This window comes from Flavobacterium sp. CG_9.10, from assembly GCF_015752245.1.
Taxonomy (GTDB): Bacteria; Bacteroidota; Bacteroidia; order Flavobacteriales; family Flavobacteriaceae; genus Flavobacterium.
Map to the genome: position 1 here is coordinate 78,935 of NZ_JADOVD010000008.1, position 19,871 is coordinate 98,805.

General features: G+C 34.9%; 17 protein-coding genes. 9 read left to right on the forward strand and 8 right to left on the reverse strand.

Annotated features, from left to right (window positions below; all coding sequences use genetic code 11):
- Positions 1 to 189: 189 nt before the first annotated feature.
- Genes glmS through IWX84_RS08545 form a run of 3 tightly spaced genes read right to left on the reverse strand, consistent with a single transcriptional unit; the run spans position 190 to position 4,449 of the window.
- On the reverse strand, positions 190 to 2,037 hold the full coding sequence (gene glmS / locus IWX84_RS08535) for a glutamine--fructose-6-phosphate transaminase (isomerizing) (RefSeq protein ID WP_196850320.1): 1,848 nt from the start codon (positions 2,035 to 2,037) through the stop codon (positions 190 to 192).
- Positions 2,038 to 2,046: 9 nt separating this feature from the next.
- On the reverse strand, positions 2,047 to 3,594 hold the full coding sequence (locus IWX84_RS08540) for a DUF4270 domain-containing protein (RefSeq protein WP_317192113.1): 1,548 nt from the start codon (positions 3,592 to 3,594) through the stop codon (positions 2,047 to 2,049).
- A gap of 48 nt (positions 3,595 to 3,642) precedes the next feature.
- The gene (locus IWX84_RS08545) at positions 3,643 to 4,449 is read right to left on the reverse strand and encodes a glycogen/starch synthase (RefSeq protein WP_196850322.1); all 807 of its coding nucleotides are present in this window, start codon (positions 4,447 to 4,449) and stop codon (positions 3,643 to 3,645) included.
- A 78-nt stretch (positions 4,450 to 4,527) separates the two neighbouring features.
- On the opposite strand from IWX84_RS08545, the gene panC reads away from it, so the two are divergent.
- From panC to IWX84_RS08580, 7 genes are all read left to right on the forward strand, one after another.
- Entirely contained in the window at positions 4,528 to 5,406 is an 879-nt protein-coding gene (gene panC / locus IWX84_RS08550) for a pantoate--beta-alanine ligase (RefSeq protein WP_196850323.1), read from the forward strand.
- A 14-nt stretch (positions 5,407 to 5,420) separates the two neighbouring features.
- The gene (panD, locus tag IWX84_RS08555; protein ID WP_196850324.1) at positions 5,421 to 5,771 is read left to right on the forward strand and encodes an aspartate 1-decarboxylase; all 351 of its coding nucleotides are present in this window, start codon (positions 5,421 to 5,423) and stop codon (positions 5,769 to 5,771) included.
- A 201-nt stretch (positions 5,772 to 5,972) separates the two neighbouring features.
- Positions 5,973 to 7,121 carry an alpha/beta hydrolase gene (locus IWX84_RS08560; RefSeq protein ID WP_196850325.1) on the forward strand — a complete coding sequence of 383 codons (1,149 nt, stop codon included), beginning with the start codon at positions 5,973 to 5,975 and terminating at the stop codon, positions 7,119 to 7,121.
- Complete coding sequence (gene radA, locus IWX84_RS08565) at positions 7,121 to 8,482, forward strand: DNA repair protein RadA (RefSeq protein WP_196850326.1); 1,362 nt, start codon at positions 7,121 to 7,123, stop codon at positions 8,480 to 8,482. Before IWX84_RS08560 ends, radA begins: the two co-directional genes overlap by 1 nt.
- 157 nt (positions 8,483 to 8,639) lie before the next feature.
- Positions 8,640 to 9,050 carry a hypothetical protein gene (locus tag IWX84_RS08570; protein WP_231385449.1) on the forward strand — a complete coding sequence of 137 codons (411 nt, stop codon included), beginning with the start codon at positions 8,640 to 8,642 and terminating at the stop codon, positions 9,048 to 9,050.
- A 66-nt stretch (positions 9,051 to 9,116) separates the two neighbouring features.
- Positions 9,117 to 9,533, forward strand: coding sequence for a hypothetical protein (locus tag IWX84_RS08575; RefSeq protein ID WP_196850327.1), 417 nt, complete (start codon positions 9,117 to 9,119; stop codon positions 9,531 to 9,533).
- A 203-nt stretch (positions 9,534 to 9,736) separates the two neighbouring features.
- Complete coding sequence (locus IWX84_RS08580) at positions 9,737 to 11,704, forward strand: transglycosylase domain-containing protein (protein ID WP_196850328.1); 1,968 nt, start codon at positions 9,737 to 9,739, stop codon at positions 11,702 to 11,704.
- Between the two features lie 122 nt (positions 11,705 to 11,826).
- On the opposite strand, the gene IWX84_RS08585 is transcribed toward IWX84_RS08580, so the two are convergent.
- From IWX84_RS08585 to IWX84_RS08595, 3 genes are all read right to left on the reverse strand, one after another.
- Entirely contained in the window at positions 11,827 to 12,864 is a 1,038-nt protein-coding gene (locus tag IWX84_RS08585; RefSeq protein ID WP_196850329.1) for an aldo/keto reductase, read from the reverse strand.
- 271 nt (positions 12,865 to 13,135) lie between these two features.
- Positions 13,136 to 14,077, reverse strand: coding sequence for a flagellar motor protein MotB (locus tag IWX84_RS08590; RefSeq protein WP_196850330.1), 942 nt, complete (start codon positions 14,075 to 14,077; stop codon positions 13,136 to 13,138).
- A 195-nt stretch (positions 14,078 to 14,272) separates the two neighbouring features.
- Positions 14,273 to 15,034, reverse strand: coding sequence for an exodeoxyribonuclease III (locus IWX84_RS08595; RefSeq protein ID WP_196850331.1), 762 nt, complete (start codon positions 15,032 to 15,034; stop codon positions 14,273 to 14,275).
- Positions 15,035 to 15,148: 114 nt separating this feature from the next.
- On the opposite strand from IWX84_RS08595, the gene IWX84_RS08600 reads away from it, so the two are divergent.
- Complete coding sequence (locus IWX84_RS08600) at positions 15,149 to 16,972, forward strand: GNAT family N-acyltransferase (RefSeq protein WP_196850332.1); 1,824 nt, start codon at positions 15,149 to 15,151, stop codon at positions 16,970 to 16,972.
- Between the two features lie 62 nt (positions 16,973 to 17,034).
- Here IWX84_RS08600 and IWX84_RS08605 read toward each other — a convergent pair whose 3' ends face one another.
- Together IWX84_RS08605 and IWX84_RS08610 are read right to left on the reverse strand one after the other, a co-directional pair.
- Positions 17,035 to 17,316 (reverse strand): TM2 domain-containing protein, encoded by a 282-nt coding sequence (locus tag IWX84_RS08605; protein ID WP_196850333.1) that lies wholly within the window; start codon positions 17,314 to 17,316, stop codon positions 17,035 to 17,037.
- Between the two features lie 172 nt (positions 17,317 to 17,488).
- A complete protein-coding gene (locus IWX84_RS08610) occupies positions 17,489 to 18,448 on the reverse strand; it encodes a 2-hydroxyacid dehydrogenase (RefSeq protein WP_196850334.1) in 960 nt (319 codons plus the stop codon).
- Positions 18,449 to 18,594: 146 nt separating this feature from the next.
- On the opposite strand from IWX84_RS08610, the gene nhaA reads away from it, so the two are divergent.
- Entirely contained in the window at positions 18,595 to 19,761 is a 1,167-nt protein-coding gene (nhaA, locus tag IWX84_RS08615; RefSeq protein ID WP_196850335.1) for a Na+/H+ antiporter NhaA, read from the forward strand.
- Positions 19,762 to 19,871 lie beyond the last annotated feature (110 nt).

Consider the following 19,871-nt stretch of genomic DNA (forward strand, 5'->3'; position numbering starts at 1 on the left):
GCATGCATATTAAAATTGCATTAATCTCAGAATTTTTATTAATTTTTAGATATTTAATAAAAGTTAATAAAATCCAAATTTTTAAATGAATTTCTTATTAAATCTAGCAATTTTTAAAGCAAAACTTGTCCAAAACAAAAAACCCCGAAAGAAAAATCTTTCGGGGTTGTACTATATCTTTTCGTTCAATTATTCCACAGTAACAGACTTAGCCAAATTACGGGGTTGATCAACATTACACTCTCTCATGACAGCAATATGATAAGACAAAAGCTGCAAAGGTATAGTAGTAATTAGCGGAGACAAAGCGTCTGAGGTTTCAGGAATTTCAATCACATAGTCTGCCAGATCACGAACTTGAGTATCCCCTTTAGTAACTACTGCAATAATTCTTCCGCTTCTGGACTTAATTTCTTGAATATTACTAACTATTTTATCATAATGACCTTGTTTTGGAGCAATAACCACAACTGGCATATGTTCATCTATCAAGGCGATTGGACCATGTTTCATTTCAGCAGCTGGATAACCCTCTGCGTGAATATAGGATATTTCTTTAAGTTTCAAGGCGCCTTCTAATGCTACAGGGAAATTATAACCTCTTCCAAGATACAAACAATTAGGAGCATCTTTAAATGTAGCAGCAATTTCTTTTGCTCTATCGTTCGTTTCCAAAGCTTCTTTAACTTTCTCGGGAATTAACTCCAACTCTTGCAAATACATATGAAAATCAGAAAGAGATAATGTTCCTTTGGCTTTAGCCAAACGCAAAGCAATCATTGTCAACACGGTAATTTGAGTAGTAAATGCCTTTGTTGATGCAACACCAATTTCTGGTCCTGCATGAGTATATGCCCCTGCGTGAGTTTCTCTTGAAATAGAGGATCCAACTACATTACAAACACCAAACACAAATGCACCATTTTCTTTGGCCAACTTAATAGCTGCCATAGTATCAGCAGTTTCACCAGATTGCGAAATCGCTATTACTACATCTTTACTGTTTATAATTGGATTTCTATATCTAAACTCAGAAGCATATTCTACTTCAACCGGAATTCTCGCAAATTCTTCAAATATATATTCAGCAACTAAACCAGCATGCCATGAAGTCCCACAAGCCACAATAATAATCCTATCTGCGTTCAGAAATTTCTCTAAATTATCTTCAACACCAGCCATTTGGATTATTCCTTCGTTTGCATGAAGTCTTCCACGATAAGTATCTTTTATAACACTTGGTTGTTCGTAAATTTCCTTAAGCATAAAATGGTCATATCCTCCCTTTTCAATTTGCTCTAAGTTCATTTGAAGTTCCTGAATAGTAGGATTAACTAAAGTATCATCTTTAATCTTACGAACTTTCATTTGTTTATGCAATCTAATAATTGCCATTTCACCATCTTCTAAATAAATGGCATTAGACGTATATTCTATAAATGGAGATGCATCAGATGCTATAAAAAATTCTCCTTCACCAACACCAATTGCCAACGGACTTCCCAAACGGGCTGCCACAATTTCGTCTGGATTATTTTTATCGAAAACTGCTATAGCATAAGCACCTACCACTTGGTTTAATGCAATTTGAACCGCCTTCCCTAATTTTAGTTTTTCTTTTTTCTGTACTTCTTCAATAAGATTGACTAAAACTTCCGTATCTGTGTCAGAATAAAAGACATATCCTCTTTTAATCAACTCTTCCTTCAAGGGTGCATAATTTTCAATAATTCCATTATGAATTATTGCCAAATTCCCTGAATTGGAAAGATGGGGATGAGAATTTACATCGTTTGGAACTCCGTGTGTAGCCCAACGTGTATGTCCTATTCCGATAGTTCCATTTGTAGTAATATCCTTGGCTGCTTTCTCTTCAAGATCAGAAACCTTCCCTTTGGTTTTGCAAAGTTTTATGTTCTCACCATCATACAACATCACCCCAGCACTATCATAACCTCTGTACTCAAGTCTCTTCAGACCTTTAATAACTATAGGGTACGCTTCTCTATAACCTATGTATCCAACAATTCCACACATAATTTCTACTTAATTAGGTTTTGTATAAAAAATTTCAAGCTTCAATCTTTTGTCCTCAGGAACTGTAGATTTTCCTCCATAAAGAATAGTCCCTAAAGGATTCATAACACTAGCTTTTGGTACTTGAGAGCTAAAAGAATTTGGAGTTTTCAAATAATGCGAAGTGCTTGTATTTATATCTTCTGTAACTACAAGACCTAACTTTACATTTGTTGAATCTGCATTTTTTATCAAATTTCTGATCTGATTCGTAATTCTGATTTTATAAGTCAATCCCTTACCGCTAGTTTGTTTATTTATATAACCGCCGTAAATAGTTTTTCCATTTTTTGCATTGGTACCAGTCGTCGCATCATTAAAATAATCAACAACCGGTCTATTATTAGTCAAGTCATACAAATAAATCCGGTTAGGTTCAAAACTATTCGCCATTGCAGCGGCATCAATATGAAACACAAGATTTGCTTCATTAATTAACCAATTGTTGGCTCTTATGGTTGCAAGTTCCCCTGGAGTACTAAATAAATTTAAAATTGCCATTGAACCTTCTCCTCCTTTTAAATATAACTTTTCGTCACCAAGAGTAGCATCCGGAGTAGCTGTCGCGTTAGCATATGCTGTATTTGTATTACTTTGCTCCAGCAGACTTACTGAATTTCCAGTCATGTTAAGCACAATTGACTTATCCACTCTTGTAGGTGCTCCGCCTACAGTTGTTGATGCTAAATCTTCCTTGTATTTAATGGTAATTTTTCCTAATTTAAAATTAAGCATCGCTAAGTTACCAGTACTTCCCGAGTTTTCTACTTTAAAATACAAACCTCTAAAATAATTTTTAAAAACATCATTGGTAGCTAACTTGTCAGCTGATGCATGTATAATTTTTGCGTCAAAAAAACTTTTATTTAAGCTCAATCGCATTCCAGGAGCCGTACGCGTAGTAGTTTCTACATTTGTAGTTGCATCTTTAGTGGTCTCTGTAAATTCATTAGCATCAAAAGAAAAAGCATCGTTTTGAGCAACACTGCTATCATCGTTCAAGCGATTTCCAACTTTTACATCGTTAAAATCAGTACTTTGATTGGTGTAATATCTTTGTGCTTGTTGAAATCCACCGGCAGGATCTAAATCCCTCATATAATATCCAGATTCGTAAACACTTAATTTAATTTTTGCATCACTAGGTCCGTAGATAGAATCTAACTCATAAACATGGCTGCCATCAGTATTAGTAGTTTTTATAGTACTATAATACGGAACTGTCAAAACAACACTTTCAATTACCGGATTGGCTCCAATTACAGGGCTTAAAGTTCCCAAACCTAATTGGGTCACAAAACTGGCGGTTGTTGTACCAAAAGCAGGATTTGCATATATTCCCAACCCGTTTACAGCAAGATTATTAGACTGAACAGCGTTGATTTTCTGATTGAAAGCTGTTACATTTGATGTGTAAGTGCTAAGATCAAAATGATTATCCCCAATTAAATCTCCACCAATCGTATTGTAATCTTTATCACACGAATACAAAAAAATTACGCTTGTTAAAACTAGCATTTTCTTAAAAAAAGAAGTATTGTACATATTTATTAATAAAAGTTGAATTTAAAGAACCTCGTTTTTGTAGAAATTAGTATACGCTTCCGCGAATTTATCTTTCGGGGCGAAAGGTAAAAAAGGTTTCCCTGAAGATTCTATAAATTTTGTTAAACTTGAAGATAGGTTATCTGAGGCAATAATTACAGCATCAGAATGCAAAATCGTCGCCTTCATAATGTGTTCGTAATCCGGAACTTCTAACTCAACGACTGCATCATTAGGAATGCCGTCAAATTTCACTTTATTGATCATTTCAACATCCAAGACTCCTTCAAAAGACTGACTATAAACTGAAGTAACTATCTTAGTTTCGGAAAACAAAGCTTCATTTTTATAATAATGTTTCAAATAAATAGGCAACATAGCTGCCATCCATCCGTGAACATGAATAATATCAGGAACCCAATTCAGTTTCTTAACGGTTTCCACAACTCCTTTTGCAAAGAAAATGGCACGTTCGTCATTATCCGGGTACATCACACCTTCTTCATCCGCAAAGGTTGCTTTCCTCTTGAAATATTCGTCATTATCGATAAAATAAACCTGAATTCTTTCTTTTGGAATCGAAGCCACTTTAATAATCAACGGCATATCCAAGTCGTTCACTACCAAATTCATCCCTGAAAGTCTAATTACTTCGTGTAATTGGTGTCTTCTTTCATTAATATTCCCATATCTCGGCATAAAAATTCTTATCTGTCCTCCTTGATCATTGATCATTTTCGGAACGTCATAAGACATTAAAGAAACCTCATTTTCAGCGAGATAAGGCACCACTTCAGATGATACATATAATATCCTCTTATCTTTCATATTATAATTTACTTAGTTTATTGGTAATAAAAACCACGCAAAATTACAAAAATTTATGCAGTTATTAACTAAAATATTATGTTTGCATTTAATTTTAATAATACCATCATGCATATATTCTACGGAAAAGCAGCTTTGATAGACTTTTTGAAATCTATTAAAACTACTCATTCCACTATTGGGTTTGTTCCAACTATGGGCGCTCTGCATCAAGGTCATCTAGCATTAATGCAAAAATCATTATTGGAAAATGAAAATACCGTTGTAAGTATTTTTGTAAATCCAACCCAATTTAACAATCCGGAAGATTTAGCAAAATATCCAAGGACATTAGAAGAAGATGTAAAAAAACTTACAGCTTTAAGTCCAAAAATTATTTTATACGCTCCAACAGTGGAAGATATCTATGATGGACAACCCGTTTCTCATTCTTTTGATTTTGATGGATTGGAAAACCAAATGGAAGGAAAATTCAGACCTGGTCATTTCAATGGTGTTGGCACCATCGTAAAACGTCTTTTTGAGATTGTAGAACCTACTAAAGCTTATTTTGGCGAAAAAGATTTTCAACAATTGCAAATTGTAAAAAAAATGGTGGCTAAAAACAACTTAAATGTTAACATTGTTGGTTGTCCAATTTATAGAGAATCCAATAATTTGGCCATGAGTTCCAGAAACGAACGCTTATCTATCCAAGAAAGAGATGAAGCCGCCATTATCTTTCAAACATTAAATATTGCTAACGAAAAATTTAAAAAGAATAGCGCCAATTCAGTAAGTGAATGGGTACAAAAATCATTTGAAAAAAATTCAATGTTTACTTTAGAGTATTTTGTAATTGCGGATGAAGCCACGCTATTGCCTTGTCTAAGAAAAAATAAAAATAAAAAATACCGTGCTTTTATCGCTGTGCTTGTCAATAACATTCGTTTGATTGACACCATATCATTAATTTAATTTACTTTTGTCGCATGCAAATTCAAGTCGTAAAATCAAAAATTCATCGAGTAAAAGTAACTGGGGCCGATTTAAATTATATCGGAAGCATTACCATCGATGAAGCCTTATTAGATGCTTCTAATATAATTGAAGGTGAAAAAGTTTCTATCGTAAACATTAACAACGGAGAACGTTTTGACACCTACGCCATTAAAGGCGAAAAAAATTCTGGCGTAATAACCCTAAATGGTCCGGCAGCAAGAAAAGTTCAAAAAGATGACATCATCATCATCATTTCGTACGCTACCATAGAATTTGAAGAAGCAAAAACCTTCAAACCTTGGATTATTTTCCCTAATGAAAACGACAATTCTTTAACGTAATATTTTAGAAATAAAATTTTACATTAAGAATCTCATTCCATATTTTTAGAAGAATTCGATTGAATCACTTTATAAAATTTAGCGCTTTCGGCATAAATTTCATAATGCGTGTTTTTATGTGTCCTGTTTTTAATAAAAGTAAATAAAGTATTATATTGGTACTCCCTTTAGAATTATTTAATTCCTAAAACAACTAAAATTATGAAACAGATACTACTCTTGTTATTCTTTTCTATTTCAGTATTTTCACAAAAAACCGTAGAAGCATTCGATTCAAAAAAATTAGGCGAAAGTCGGGAAATCACAATTGGATTGCCCGCATCCTATGAAAAGAATCCAAACAAAAGATATCCAATTCTCATTTTACTAGACGGAGATTACCTTTTTGATCCTTTTAATGGCGCTTTGAGTTACGGCGCTTATTGGGACGATTTGCCGGAAACGATAATCGTTGGTATAAATCAAAATAAAAAAGACGAACGAGTAAATGACAGTAATTATGATGAAACCGATGCGATTCCCTCTGGAAAAGGCGCGCAGTTTTTCGAATTTATAGGAGGTGAACTACTGCCATATTTAGAGAAAAAATATCGGGTGGCACCTTTTCGAATTATCGCTGGACACGACACTACTGCAGGTTACTTAAACTTTTTTCTTTACAAAGATTCGCCACTATTTAACGCCTATATTTCATTGAGTCCTGAACTTGCCCCAGAAATGGAAAACCGTATTCCGGAAAAACTTTCTAAACTTAAACAACCTATTTTTTATTACCAATCCACATCGGATGGTGATGTAAAAAAGCTGCAAGAACCTATAAAAAAACTAGACGAAAACATAAAACTGGCAAACAATCCTTTACTCAATTATAAATTTGATTACTTCAAAGGAGCTTCCCATTATTCTTTAGTTTTATACTCCATACCGAGCGCATTGTATCAGTTTTTTGATTCGTACAAACCAATTTCATCAACTGAATATACCGATAAAATTGCCATACTCCCATCTGGACATGTTGATTATCTGACTACTAAATACGATTTAATATCAAAAAATTTAGGGCTAAAAATCCCCATTCGAATAAATGATTTCAAAGCAATTGAAGCTGCTATTTTAAAAAATAAAGACTATCAGGAATTAGATAAATTAGCTGCTATTGCGAAAAAAAGTTACCCTAAATCGATGCTAAGTGATTACGAATTAGGCTTGATGTACGAGAAAACAGGCGATGCTAAAAAAGCAGCAAAAATGTATCAAAACGCCACCCAATTGGAAGAAATTGGAAATTTAACCAAAGACATGATGTTTCAAAAACTTGATGACATGAAAAGTCTAACACCAAAAAAATAATGTCAAAAGTAAAAACTACTTTTTTTTGTCAGAATTGTGGAGCTCAATATTCCAAATGGCAAGGACAGTGCAATTCCTGTAAAGAATGGAATACTATAGCGGAGGAAATTATCCAAAAACAAGAAAAAGTGGCTTGGAAGAGCGAATCCGTTTCTAGCAATAAAGCACCGAAGCCTTTGCGAATAAACGAAATTGATTCGGCTCAAGAGATCCGGATGGACACAACAGATGGCGAATTGAATCGTGTGCTTGGCGGAGGAATTGTTCCCGGTTCCCTAATCCTTTTGGGCGGTGAACCCGGAATTGGAAAAAGCACCCTTTTACTTCAAATTTCTTTAAAATTACCCTATAAAACCTTATACGTATCCGGTGAAGAAAGCCAGAAACAAATAAAAATGCGTGCCGAAAGAATCACGCCCAGCGGAGACAATTGTTACATCCTTACCGAAACCAAAACTCAGAATATCTTCAAACAAATTGAAGCCATCGAACCTGAAATCGTCATTATCGATTCAATTCAGACACTTCACACGGATTATATTGAATCCACACCGGGAAGTATTTCGCAAATACGTGAAACCACTGCCGAACTGATAAAATTTGCCAAAGAAACTAATATTCCCGTAATTCTTATTGGGCATATTACCAAAGACGGAACTATTGCGGGTCCCAAAATATTGGAACACATGGTCGATACCGTTTTGCAATTTGAAGGTGACCGGAATCATGTGTATCGTATTTTAAGGTCTTTGAAAAATCGTTTTGGTTCCACTGCCGAAATAGGAATTTATGAAATGCTAGGAAGCGGATTGCGAGAAGTTTCGAATCCTTCGGAAATATTAATTTCACACAAAGACGAGGAATTATCCGGAACTGCCATTGCCTCCACACTAGAAGGAATGCGACCACTGATGATTGAAATCCAATCGCTGGTAAGTACCGCCGTTTATGGAACTCCACAACGAAGCACGACGGGTTATAATGCCAAACGATTGAATATGATTTTGGCGGTTTTGGAGAAGCGGGCCGGTTTTCGCTTGGGAGCAAAAGACGTTTTTCTAAATGTAACCGGAGGAATTTCCGTAGACGATCCCGCAATAGATTTAGCAGTTGTAGCTGCCATTTTATCCTCTAATGAAGATATTCCGGTGAACAAAGATTTCTGTTTTGCTGGCGAAGTGGGACTTTCAGGGGAGATTCGTCCGGTAAACCGCGTGGATCAGCGTATTCAGGAAGCCGAAAAATTAGGTTTCTCTACCATTTTTGTTTCAAAATATAATAAAATCTCGTTAAAAAATACAGGAATTAAAATACGATTAGTTGCAAAAATTGAAGACGTAGCCAGTGAATTGTTTGGATAGCGTCCTTAAAACCATCGTATATAGAACAATCTTTAATCATTTGTAATGAGCACTTTATATTCAAAATCCCGACCAGATTTATAACTTAATCTGCTCGGGCTTTCATTATTTTTTTGTAAATTTATAAAGCTCAAAAATTCTCTATAAAAATGAAAAAATGAAGCCATCCGACCAAACAATGATTCATTTCTACCAATTACTCGGTAAAGTGTTTTATAGCATTGCAGCCATAGATAAAACTGTCCGAAAAGAAGAAATTGAACAGCTTAAAAAAATTGTCAAAACCGAATGGATACCGCTCGAAAATGCTTTGAATGAATTTGGCGATGATGCGGCTTATCAAATCGAGATTGTTTTTGAATGGTTAGTAGAAAACGAATGGGATCTTGAACAAGCGATTCCCGACTTCAAAATTTTTAGAAAAGAACATGAAAGTCTGTTTACTCCAGAAGTACGGATTTTAATCCTAAAAACAGCAATTGCCATTGTTGCCGCATTCTCGGGGGAAAACAAATCGGAACACATTATAATAAGTCAACTAAAAAGTATTCTTCAACCATTAAATTAATAGCTTATCCTAATTCAAAAATCAAGGTTCTTTAAAATAATTTATTTACTATAAAAATATAAAAACATGAAAAGACAAACCGGCATTTGGATAGACACCTCAAAGGCAATTATTGTAACTCTTGAAGGTGGTAAAGATGAAAAGATTTCCGAAATAGACTCTGACGTTGAAAACCGTGTTTACCACGACAAGGAAGGCAACAAAGGAACCTTTTCTGGCGTTCATCATGGCAGCAGCGAAACAAAATTTGACAACCGAAAAAAACAAGAAATCGATTTTTTTGTCAAATCAGTGCTAGACTATGTGAAAGGAGCGGATGAACTCTTCGTCTTTGGTCCAGCAGAAACAAAAATAAGACTCGAACAAAAAATTCAAGATGAAAAATTATTTGCCCATAAACTAAAAGCAGTTGAAACAGCAGACAAAATGACCTTAAATGAGATTGTGGCCAAGGTTAAGAAATTCTATGTGACTCCAAAATAAATTTCAGCACTTTGGGTTAATTAATAAGAGATATTTTAATTTACAAAACCATAATTCAAACATTATGGTTTTTTTATGCTTAAAATAGTACGAAACACTTAAAAAAGTGATAAATAATAACGGATAAAGATTCGACTGCTCCTTTTTTCCTTTTCTTTACCGATAAAACAACAAAGAGATTACTATCAAATGACCCACTATTCATGAGGACTGGAAAACAAAAAATAATTCTAGCAGTAAAAATTCTTGCTGTGCTTTTTGTAATTATGGTTATTACTTTTTTTGTTTTTAGGAAGTCTCTCTTACAACAGGTAATCACAAAAACGACCACCAAATTAAGCCGAGATTACGATAGTGATTTTTCGGTAAAAAAAGCTTCTTTTGACGGGTTTTCGGGTGTGAATATGTCTGAAATAGCATTAGTTCCAAGAAATGCCGACACGCTTTTTAAAATACAAAAATTGAAAACTAGTATCAATTTCTGGCGTTTATTAGTTGGTGATGTTCAATTAGGAACTTTAGAAATTAAAAATGGATATGTTCAGTTGGTAAAAAAAGGCGAAGTAAAAAATTTCGAAGCTTTTCTAAAAAAAGATAAGAACTTAAAAACATCCAACGACAAACGAGATTATGCCGAGTTTGCCTATCGAATTATCTCAAAAGCACTGAATTTAGTACCGACAGACATGAGTCTGGAAAATCTTTCTTTCCGCTTGGATGATAACGGGAAAAAAGCGACCATCAATTTTCAAAAACTGCGATTGGTCGATAAAGAACTCGAAACTTCAATAAAGGTTCAAACTAATACTTTTACCCAAAGATGGAAAATAAAAGGTTTTGCTGATCCAAGAAATAAAAAAGCGGACATTCGGTTCTTCAATATTGATACCGGCGCCATCAAAGTCCCTTATTTTGATGAACGTTATAACCTGAAATCGAGCTTTGACTCCATTCGATTGAATATTCAAAACATAGATCGAGATGGGGATAAACTGCATATCGATGGTTTCACTTCCATTAAAAATTTAAAAATCAACCATCCAAAAATTGCCAGTAAAGATGTAGTAATTAAGAACGCTCGTTTTGACTACCGATTCTTGCTGGGTTCTGATTTTATTTCGATTGACAGTAGCTCAACCGTTCAATTTAACAAAATAAAATTCCATCCTTATGTGGCTTATGAAACCGAAAAAGATACGGTTTACAAGCTCAAAGTAGCTATTCCAAAGATGAAAGCACAGGATTTCATCTCTTCGCTTCCTGACGGTTTGTTTACCCATTTTCAAGGAATGGAAGCCGAAGGTAATTTTGATTACAATTTGAACTTTTCTTTCAACAAAAACAAACCTGATCAACTCGTTTTTGACAGCAAAATAAACAAAGAAAATCTAAAAATTATTAAATATGGCGAAGCCAATCTCAACAAGCTAAATGGCGAATTTATTTATCGCGCTCTAATAAAAGATATGTTGCAACGTCCTATTTTAGTTGGCTCAGCCAATTCAAACTATACTCCTTTAAACCAAATTTCGCCTTATTTAAGAAAATGTGTTTTGACGACAGAGGATCCTTCGTTCTTTTCGCATCACGGTTTTATCAATGAAGCGTTCAAGCAATCCATTATAAAAAATATTAAAACCAAAAAATTCTCACGCGGTGCCAGTACCATAAGTATGCAGTTAGTGAAAAATGTTTTTCTGACCCGAGAAAAAACTTTGTCGCGCAAACTCGAAGAAATACTGCTGGTTTACATCCTTGAAAACAACAGAATCGCAAGTAAAGAACGCATGCTTGAAGTGTATTTTAATATTATTGAATGGGGTCCAAACGTTTATGGAATAGGCGAAGCAAGTCGGTTTTACTTCCAGAAAAGCCCATCTGAATTGTCGCTAAATGAATGCTTATATCTTGCCCGAATTATTCCAAGTCCAAAGAAATTCATGTATCAGTTTAATGATCAGGGAATGCTAAAAGAATTTGCCACAAGACAAGAATCTTTTTTAACGAATATCATGTTTAGAAGAGGACTTTTGAGCACTGATGACACTATTTATAAATCACAACGCATCATTATTTCCGGGCCGGCAAGATCTTTTATTAGAATAAGAGCGCAAGAAACTACAGAATTAAAAATAGATTCAACAGCAGTTGATGAAGAATTTGATCTTTAACCCAATAAATCACCAAGTCAATTTTTGAAATTCACAGCACTATATTTTCATTCCGACGAATGAGGAATCTATTGCTGAGATTCCTCATTCGTCGGAATGACAAATAGTATGGTTAGTTTTCCTTATGGTGCCGGATCTGGAATTATAGCCTGCACTTCGTCAATTGCTTTTAGAATTTCCTCCGAAAGTGATACCGTAGTAGTATCAATATTTTCAATTAATTGCTCCATTGTTGTTGCTCCAATAATTGTGCTGGTCACAAACTGCTGTTGCTCTATAAATGCTAATGACAATTGGGTTAAAGTCAATCCGTTTTTCTTTGCGATTTCCTGATACAATCTTGTTGCTTCCGTACATTGCTCGCTATTGTATCGCGAGAACTGCGGAAACAATTTAATCCTGGCATCTGGATGACTTTCACCCGTTAGAAATTTGCCGGACAAAACACCAAAAGCCATTGGAGAATACGCCAATAAACCCACGTTTTCTCTTAAACAAGCTTCGGCAGAACCGTTTTCAAAAAGTCTATTCAATAAGGAATAAGGATTTTGAACCGTTTTAATTCTTGGCAAATTATTGTACTTACTTTCTTCCAGAAAACGCATGATTCCCCATGGAGTTTCATTTGAAAGTCCAATGTGATTTATTTTTCCTTCTTTCACGAAACCATCTAAAGTCTCCAGAACGTTATGAATATTATCTTCCCAGGCATCGTCTTGCACTTTGAAACCGCGTTGTCCAAAAAAATTAGTTTTGCGCTCCGGCCAATGCAATTGATACAAATCGATATAATCTGTTTGCAGTCGTTGCAAACTTTGGTCTAAAGCAAATTTGATACTTGCAGGCGAGAAATCATTTTTTTCACGCATGTAGGTGAAATTGGGATTTGGTCCGGCAATTTTTGAAGCCAAAACTATTTCCTCTCTTTTTCCTGATTTTTTGAACCAAGTTCCAAGAATTTTCTCGGTACTTCCGTAAGTTTCTTGACGTGCAGGAACAGAATACATCTCGGCAGTGTCAAAAAAATTGATTCCATTTTCGAATGCATAATCCATTTGCGCATGACCTTCAGCTTCTGAATTTTGTTGTCCAAAAGTCATCGTGCCAAGGCAAATTTTACTCACTTTTATAGCGGTATTCGGTAAAGTCGTGTATTTCATATTTAAGGAAATTGTATTTTATTTTTTCGAAAACAAAGATAAAACTTGTTTGCTGTTTAGATTTACTGTTAACAGAAAATTGAGAAACGTTTACAGAATGTTAAAGAAAAATATAACCGCTAATTCGCGAATTAAAAACCCCTCAATTGAAAGATAGAATTAGCGTATTAGCGGTTAAAAAAAGGTTTTTTAAAACCATTAAGAAATTAAGCTTTTTAAGAATCAATACTTAATTTGATGGTGAAACTTATAATTACTGGATATTTTAACCTTAATTAATCTCATTCAACATTTTAGAAATTTCATCTAATCTTGGGGTGAGAATAATCTCGATTCTACGATTTTTTGCTTTTCCTTCGGCAGTTGCATTACTTACTAAAGGGGAGAATTCCCCTCTTCCGGCAGCGGTAAGATTTTGTTTGTTGATTTTCTTGTTTTCACTTAAAATAGCAACAATTGCAGTAGCTCTTTTAGTAGATAAATCCCAGTTATCAGTAATAGGACCAGCAGCTGCAAAAGCATCATCATCCGTATGTCCTTCTATTAGCACTGAAATATCAGGGTTGTCACCCAATACTTTTCCTACTTCAATAACCGCCTTTTTCCCTTCGGAACCTACTGCCCAACTTCCTGAATTGAAAAGTAATTTGTTTTCCATGGAAACATACACTTTTCCGTTTTTTTGTTCGACTGTCAACCCTTTACCTTCAAAACTATTCAAGGCTTTTGACAGCGTTTCTTTTAGTTTTTTCATGCTGGCTTCTTTGGCGGCAATCAAATTTTCTAATTCTTGCAAACGTTGTGCGCTTTTATTCAAACTTTCTTGTTCTAATGCCAATGCTTTGCCTTTCTCTTCCAATTGTTCCAATAAATCGCGATTTTTCTTCATGTTGCTTTGCAAAGCATCGCTACTGTTCTTCTCTAATGCAACGTAAGAATCTTGTAAAACCTTAAATTTATTTTGAGCGGACGCATAATCCATTTTCAGTTTTTCCAGTTCTGATTTTGATTTATTTAAATCCGATTTTAAAGTCTCACCATCTAGTTCCAACTGACTTTTTGCTTTTAACAAATCGGCATTTTCATCCGATATGCTTCTGTTTTCTTTCTTTAAATCGGCGAATTTACTTTCTAAATCATTGTATATTTTTTTGGACACACAAGAAGTTGAAAGTGCTACTATTAACAATCCGGTGGAAATTCTTTTTATCATTTTTGTTTCTATTTATTGTTATTTCTATTTTTATTTTGAATTCAAAACTTGAATTATAATGGGATTAAGTAGCCCTGATAGAAGCGACATCCTTTTCTTGTCTTGTCTCGTTTTTTGGAACGAGACAAGACAAGAAAAGATATAGCGAATAGCAGGAAACAGCTCCAAATACTGCTATAAATTCAGCACAAACTACTACTCGATTTCTACCAAAATAGGGCAATGATCTGAGTGCACAGCATCTGATAAAATAACGGCTCTTTTGAGTTTATGTTTTAAGGAATCGCTGACTAAATTGTAATCAATACGCCATCCTTTGTTGTTGCCTCTTGCTCCGGCGCGGTAACTCCACCAAGAATACTGATGCGGCTCGCTGTTGAAATGACGGAAACTATCTACAAATCCAGACTTCATAAATCCATCGAGCCACGATCTTTCCTGCGGCAAAAATCCGGAAACATTTTTGTTTCGGACTGGATCGTGAATATCGATTGCTTCGTGGCAAATGTTGTAATCGCCGCAGATAACAAGATTTGGGATTTCTTTTTTCAATTCGGTAATATAATTTTGAAAATCATCCATGAACATGAATTTATGATCCAATCGATCTATATTTGTTCCGGATGGTAAGTACAAACTCATTACAGAAAACGCATCAAAATCAGCACGGAGGTTTCTACCTTCAAAATCCATGTGGTGAATTCCAGTTCCATGAACCACGTTGTTGGGTTTAATTTTAGAAAGTATAGCCACACCGCTATATCCTTTTTTGGTCGCTGAGTAATAATACTGATACGGATAGCCTGCTTTTGTAATAGCATCTACCGGGATTTGGTCTTCGGTCGCTTTGATTTCCTGCAGACAAATAATATCTGGATTTGCGAGTTGCAACCAGTCGATAAACCCTTTTGAAATGGCGGCTCTGATTCCGTTGACGTTATAGGAAATAATTCTCATTAATTTTATTTTTGTGTTCCAAAAGTAATAAAAAAGTATAAGTTTGATTCAGAAAAACAAAGAAAATGGAGTTTTTTGCTATCTTTGTTTCTTGCTCTAAAAACAATAAATTACATGGGTCTAGTTACCGCTAAAGAAGTTGCGAAGGCAATAAATACTGACAAGTACGGAGTTTTAGGTACTTTTTCAGGCTGGTTGCTTATGAAGGTTCTAAAAATTTCTACGTTAAACACCGTATACGACCGAAATAAACACTTGAAGGATGTTGCCTTTTTAAATGGCATATTAGATGATTTACAAATAAAATTCGAAATTCCGGAAGAAGACCTAAAACGTTTACCCAAAGAAGGTGCTTATATTACCATTTCTAACCACCCTTTGGGAGGGATTGATGGTGTTTTGTTGTTGAAATTAATGCTCGAAAGAGAACCTAATTTCAAGATTATTGCTAATTTTCTTTTACATCGAATTGAGCCACTGAAGAAATACATCATGCCGGTAAATCCATTCGAAAACCACAAAGATGCAAAATCGAGTGTCGTTGGGATCAAAGAAACATTGCGTCATTTAAGTGACGGAAAACCTTTGGGGATGTTTCCTGCAGGAGAAGTTTCTACCTATAAAGACGGAAAATTAGTTGTAGACAAAGCATGGGAAGAAGGCGCCATTAAAGTAATCCGCAAAGCACAAGTGCCCGTTGTCCCTATTTATTTTCATGCCAAAAACAGCAGGTTGTTTTATTTGCTTTCGAAAATCAGTGGAACTTTGCGAACTGCCAAATTACCTTCGGAAGTATTCAGTCAAAAGCGACGCGTAATAAAAGTTCGTATAGGAAAACCAATTTCAGTAAACGAACAAAACGAATATAAAACTATAGAGGAATACTCTGAATTTTTGAGGAAGAAAACCTACATGTTAGCGAATCCTTTCGAAAAAGAAAGTAAACTATTGAATACTCCAACTTTAAAAATTCCGAAAAGTCCAAAGACAATCGCAACACCGGCTAATCAACAAAAAATGATTTCCGAAGTGGACTTTTTAAGAGACCATGATTGCCGACTTTTACAGAGTAAAAATTATGAAGTCTTTTTTACCGAAGCCAATAAAATTCCAAATGTACTGCACGAAATTGGTCGATTACGAGAAATTACTTTTAGAGAAGTAGGAGAAGGAACCAATGAATCTATAGATCTTGACAAATTTGACAAGTACTATCACCATATGTTTTTATGGGATGATGATGCCAAAAAAGTTGCCGGCGCTTATAGAATGGGGTTGGGTTCTGAAATTTATCCAAAATATGGAATGGACGGTTTTTACCTGAACGACCTTTTCCGATTTGAACCAGAATTGCACGATATGATGCACAAATCGATTGAAATGGGTCGTGCCTTCATCGTTAAAGAGTACCAACAAAAACCAATGCCCCTTTTCTTGTTGTGGAAAGGAATCATTCACACCACACTTCGGTATCCTGAGCATAAATTCCTGCTCGGCGGCGTGAGTATTAGCAATCAATTCTCTGATTTTTCGAAATCGCTGATGATTGAATTTATGAAATCAAATTATTACGATCCATATATCGCACAATACATCCATCCCAAAAAAGCATTTAAGGTAAAACTGAAAGATGCCGATAAAGATTTTATTTTTGATGAGGCCGAATCTGATTTGAATAAATTTGACAAAATCATTGATGAACTGGAGCCAGGAAGTTTACGTTTGCCGGTTTTGATTAAAAAATACATTAAACAAAACGCGAGAGTAGTCGCTTTCAATGTGGATCCTTTATTCAACAATGCCGTTGATGGTTTGATGTATATTCGGATTGCCGATATTCCGGAAAGCACCATGAAACCTGTTATGGAAGAATTTCAAGCAGAACTGGAGCGAAAATTAAATGAAAAAGAAGAAGCCGAAAATGAAGAATTGGAATAATATCCAAATTTTATAAAAGACAAAAATCCCGTTTGCTGGGCAAACGGGATTTTTTTTATGTTTTAAAACCAGCCTTTTTTACCAACCTGATAGGTCTGGTAAAACTCTTCGTCTGATTTTGTTAAATATATTACTCCTTCAATAAGACCTAATATAGCGGTTACCGTTCCACAGGTACAAAGACTGATGATTAACCATATTATTCCTTCCGACGTATAGCCTAAAAGAAATTTATGAATACCGAATGGACCTAAAAGTATGGCCAAAATACCGGCTGGTAATTTTTTATTATCCCGGTAAACTGGCTGGGGATTATTCCATGCTTCTTGTTTTGAATTTTCCATTAGTTGATAGTTATATAGTTGGTTTAGTTAATAACAGTTGATTTAAATTATTATAATGCATTGTCAATTGGCTCCCAAAGTTCGATTTTGTTTCCTTCGATATCCAAAATCATAAGACTCTATTTCAACAAAAATGTTACATTGACTGTAAATAAATTTAATCCTACACAACTTATATTTTGGCTTGACCAAAATAAACAGATTTAATTTTGTCGACAATTACCTGTGCCAATCTTTCATGGCTTTCGAATGTCCAACCGGCAATATGTGGCGTCAGAATCACATTCTTGGCATGCAACAAATATTGAAATGCTTCCGGAGTATTCCCATCATGGAACAGCGTTTCAAAAGATAATTTCTCGTATTCCAATACATCCAAACCAGCGCCAAGAATTTTCCCGGATTGCATTGCCGCAACTAAATCAGCCGTCACAATGTTTTTGCCTCGAGACGTATTTATAATCCAAAATGATTTTGCAAAAGCGTTGATAAATTCCTCATTTACCATTTTATCAGTTTGTGGTGTCCACGGAATATGTAAACTCAGCACATCCGCTTTTAATTGCAATTCTTCTAAAGAAACCTGCTTGGCATTGTTATCGCCCACATTTTCCAGAATATCATAACATAATACCTCAACATCAAAACCGCGAAGTTTTTTGGCAAACCATTTTCCCATATTTCCGTAGCCAATAATCCCAACGGTTTTACCGTCCAGCTCATGACCCCGATTACTTTCTCTGTTCCAATGGCCGGATCGTATCTCCTGATTTGCTTGGTTCAATTTATTAAAAAGCGACAAAATCATACCCAAAGTATGTTCGGCAACTGCATTTCTATTGCCTTCGGGTGCGGCAATAAGTTCAACGTTTTTTGACAACGCATAGTCACAATCAATACTTTCCAGTCCTGCTCCAACACGCGCAATGAATTGCAAATTTGTCGCTTTGTCTAGAAATGTTCTATCAATATTAAATCGGCTCCGAATTACAATTCCCTGATAATCCTGAATTTTAGCTTCGATTTCTTCTTTTGAGGATGAAAAATCTTCGTGGTTTGTAAACCCCGCTTGCTGCAATTGTTCCATAAGAATAGGATGATTGCTATCGATATGAAGTATTTTGATAACCATAAATAATTATTGTTTTTGCTATCCAAAATTAACAAAAAAAAGATGGTATTTTATTTTAAGAAAAAAGATTCCGTAAAAAAGTTGTAAATTTGTATCCTTAAGAATTTGCTACTTACTGAAGCAATTTATTACAAATATAATCCAAAATGAAATTATCGAAACCTTTTAAGGCCTTTTTCAATAGTGAGAAAGCAGGAGGACTCCTTTTGCTCTTTGTGACGATTCTCTCGCTATATCTCGCAAATTCCCCAATACATACTCAATATATTGCCTTTTGGAAAACGCAAGTTAACCACCACTCGATTAGTCATTGGATTAATGATGGACTAATGACCATCTTTTTTCTGTTAATAGGCTTAGAATTAGAGCGCGAAATTTACAAAGGGGAATTATCTAGTATTAAAAACGCGGCATTACCAATTTTTGCTGCGTTAGGAGGAATGATTATTCCGGCCGGAATCTTTTTATTATTAAATTTTGGAACAGATACACAAAATGGTGCAGGAATCCCAATGGCGACCGACATTGCTTTTGCGATTGGAATTTTATCTCTTTTAGGAAGTCGGGTTCCGAAATCGTTAAAAGTATTTTTGACCGCTCTTGCTGTAATAGATGATTTAGGAGCTATCATCGTCATTGCCATATTTTATACAAAGACAATTGTCTTCGTCAATTTATTTTTTGCTTTCGTTGTCATGGGTATTTTATTTATGCTAAACCGAAAGAAAGTTCATAATTTAATTCCTTACCTCCTTGGAGGAGCTTTAATGTGGTATTTCATGCTTAATTCAGGAGTTCATGCTACTATAACAGGAGTACTATTGGCATTTGTCATTCCGTTTGGCGGCGGAGAAAAAAAAACATCGTCCTATAAACTACAGCACTTTTTACACAAACCTGTAGCTTTTATAATATTACCTTTATTTGCAATGTCCAATACTTGCATCGCTATTAGCTCAAACTGGCAAGAAGGGCTCAATCATCCCAATACCATCGGTATCATATTAGGATTAGTGATAGGAAAGCCATTAGGGATTTGGCTTTTTTCATTCTTAGCTGTTAGTATAGGAATTTGTGCATTACCTGATGACTTAAAATGGAAAAACATTCTAGGCGCAGGAATTTTGGGGGGAATAGGTTTCACAATGTCAATTTTCATAACCTTGCTTGCTTTCAAAAATGAAGGTGAAGAAGTAATTCCATTCTCGAAAATTGCCATTCTTATTGCTTCAGTTATTTCTGGATTAGTTGGTTTCTTTTGGTTAAAATTTACTTTAAAAAAATCGAGAAAAAACAAAAAGGAGATTACGTAATAAAAAACCACAATTCTTTTAAAAGCTTCACTATCTCTAAAAAATTTTACACAGTCGCCAAAAATGAATATACTATGGCTAGTTGCAATTCCATGTCGAGGAAAATAAAA

What these genes read in the sequence shown, in the direction of transcription:
- glmS (WP_196850320.1), bottom strand. Translation starts at nt 2,037, where the DNA reads ATGTGTGGAATTGTTGGATACATAGGTTATAGAGAAGCGTACCCTATA.
- IWX84_RS08540 (WP_317192113.1), bottom strand. Translation starts at nt 3,594, where the DNA reads ATGCTAGTTTTAACAAGCGTAATTTTTTTGTATTCGTGTGATAAAGAT.
- IWX84_RS08545 (WP_196850322.1), bottom strand. Translation starts at nt 4,449, where the DNA reads ATGAAAGATAAGAGGATATTATATGTATCATCTGAAGTGGTGCCTTAT.
- panC (WP_196850323.1), top strand. Translation starts at nt 4,528, where the DNA reads ATGTTTGCATTTAATTTTAATAATACCATCATGCATATATTCTACGGA.
- panD (WP_196850324.1), top strand. Translation starts at nt 5,421, where the DNA reads ATGCAAATTCAAGTCGTAAAATCAAAAATTCATCGAGTAAAAGTAACT.
- IWX84_RS08560 (WP_196850325.1), top strand. Translation starts at nt 5,973, where the DNA reads ATGAAACAGATACTACTCTTGTTATTCTTTTCTATTTCAGTATTTTCA.
- radA (WP_196850326.1), top strand. Translation starts at nt 7,121, where the DNA reads ATGTCAAAAGTAAAAACTACTTTTTTTTGTCAGAATTGTGGAGCTCAA.
- IWX84_RS08570 (WP_231385449.1), top strand. Translation starts at nt 8,640, where the DNA reads ATGAAGCCATCCGACCAAACAATGATTCATTTCTACCAATTACTCGGT.
- IWX84_RS08575 (WP_196850327.1), top strand. Translation starts at nt 9,117, where the DNA reads ATGAAAAGACAAACCGGCATTTGGATAGACACCTCAAAGGCAATTATT.
- IWX84_RS08580 (WP_196850328.1), top strand. Translation starts at nt 9,737, where the DNA reads ATGAGGACTGGAAAACAAAAAATAATTCTAGCAGTAAAAATTCTTGCT.
- IWX84_RS08585 (WP_196850329.1), bottom strand. Translation starts at nt 12,864, where the DNA reads ATGAAATACACGACTTTACCGAATACCGCTATAAAAGTGAGTAAAATT.
- IWX84_RS08590 (WP_196850330.1), bottom strand. Translation starts at nt 14,077, where the DNA reads ATGATAAAAAGAATTTCCACCGGATTGTTAATAGTAGCACTTTCAACT.
- IWX84_RS08595 (WP_196850331.1), bottom strand. Translation starts at nt 15,034, where the DNA reads ATGAGAATTATTTCCTATAACGTCAACGGAATCAGAGCCGCCATTTCA.
- IWX84_RS08600 (WP_196850332.1), top strand. Translation starts at nt 15,149, where the DNA reads ATGGGTCTAGTTACCGCTAAAGAAGTTGCGAAGGCAATAAATACTGAC.
- IWX84_RS08605 (WP_196850333.1), bottom strand. Translation starts at nt 17,316, where the DNA reads ATGGAAAATTCAAAACAAGAAGCATGGAATAATCCCCAGCCAGTTTAC.
- IWX84_RS08610 (WP_196850334.1), bottom strand. Translation starts at nt 18,448, where the DNA reads ATGGTTATCAAAATACTTCATATCGATAGCAATCATCCTATTCTTATG.
- nhaA (WP_196850335.1), top strand. Translation starts at nt 18,595, where the DNA reads ATGAAATTATCGAAACCTTTTAAGGCCTTTTTCAATAGTGAGAAAGCA.